This is a genomic window from Geobacillus sp. ZGt-1, assembly GCF_001026865.1.
In the GTDB taxonomy this organism is placed as follows: domain Bacteria; phylum Bacillota; class Bacilli; order Bacillales; family Anoxybacillaceae; genus Geobacillus; species Geobacillus thermoleovorans.
Genome location: NZ_LDPD01000236.1, coordinates 1 through 1,625, shown reverse-complemented (window position 1 = coordinate 1,625; position 1,625 = coordinate 1). Strand labels below are relative to the sequence as shown.

Below are 1,625 nucleotides of genomic sequence, written 5' to 3'. Positions count from 1 at the left end.
GTGCGAAATGTGAGTTAGCAATTAAAAATCACCCAATGATGTAATCACTGGGTGATTTTTATAAAATATACGTTTAAAAATGATATTTAATGGCGCAAGTCTTGATTTGAGAGTAAAAATCAAGCGCTGATTGACCTTGTTCTCTTGAATGAGAACTTGATTGTTTCATTCCGCCAAATGGTGCTTGATATTCCACACCAGCTGTCTCTTGGTTGACCCTCACCATTCCAGCTTCCGCTTCTTCTAGGAAACGATGAGCTTTTGATAAATCAGTGGTAAAAATAGAAGCACTTAATCCATAAACAGTCTCGTTGCATAACTGAATTGCTTCATCATAGTCTTTAGCTACTAGCACAGTTGTTACTGGACCAAATATTTCCTCTTGGACTAATTTATGTTGCGTATCTACTCCCCCTACGACCAGCGGTCTAATAAAATAACCATCATTATCGCTTTCGATAGATCCTTGTGCAATAATTTCCGCTTCCTCCTCAGCTATTTTTACGTAAGAAGAGACAGTTTCATATTGGTCTTTAGATGCAACCGGACCGAGATATGAATCTGGAAGGAGTGGATTTTTGGCTTTTAATAAAGATACTGCTTCACTGAATGATTTCATAAAGGTCGAATAAATACCTTCTTCAACAATGATACGGCTGGTTGCTGTACATTTTTGACCAGCTGAACGGAAAGCGCCACTTAGTACCATAGGAATTGTTTTTTCGATATTGGCATCACAAAGAATAATAGCAGCATTTTTACCGCCCATTTCGGTCTGATATTTAATATTTCGTTTAGCACAAATGGAGGCAACTTGCTTTCCGACATTGGATGAACCCGTAAAACTAACAGCGTTAATATTAGCATTTTCGAGAAGAGTATTCCCCACTTCTCTTCCCTTTCCAATGATAAGATTTAAAACTCCATTCGGAAGATTTGCCTGTTGGAATATTTCCATTAACTTAGTTGCGGATAGCGCGGCATTTTCTGCTGGTTTCCATATAACTGAATTTCCGCAAATAAGAGCGGGGGCAATTTTCCAAATAGGAATAGCCACTGGAAAGTTCCATGGTGTAATAATTCCTACTACTCCTAATGGAACGCGTTTTGAATACTGTATAACATTTTTATCACTTGAAGGAATAATATCTCCATTTGAGCGCGTACCTTCTGCAGCGTAATAACGCAACAAGTTAATTCCCCGTACCACTTCACTTCGCATTTCGCCAATCGGTTTTCCCATTTCCCTACTTGCGAGTACTGCTAATTCCTCAAGATTATTTTCTAATGCCTCTGCCATCTTATATAGATAGTTACCCCGCTCAATTCCTGTCATCTTTGACCATATTTTGAACCCTTCTTTTGCTGCCTTTTCCGCCTCAAATACATGTTTGGCAGAAGAGTAGTAAAGGATGCCAACTTCTTCTTGGAGGTTCGAAGGGCTATAGACGACAGTTTCCTTTCCTTCGATAGATACCCATTCTCCACCTATAAAATTTTTAGATTCAATTAGAGATTTTGTTTTCATAATCTTACCTCCCAATCGATGTTTTTATTCGTATTTCAATCGTTGATTAAAATAATTTTAATTTTTTGGAAAAGATCCATGGGCAGCGTGCTTTGCC

1 protein-coding gene is annotated in these 1,625 nt (G+C 38.2%); it reads right to left on the bottom strand.

The window, feature by feature from the left end; genetic code table 11:
* Nucleotides 1–73: 73 nt before the first annotated feature.
* Nucleotides 74–1,510 carry an aldehyde dehydrogenase family protein gene (locus VU18_RS16950; RefSeq protein ID WP_047758651.1) on the bottom strand — a complete coding sequence of 479 codons (1,437 nt, stop codon included), beginning with the start codon at nucleotides 1,508–1,510 and terminating at the stop codon, nucleotides 74–76.
* Nucleotides 1,511–1,625: the final 115 nt, after the last annotated feature.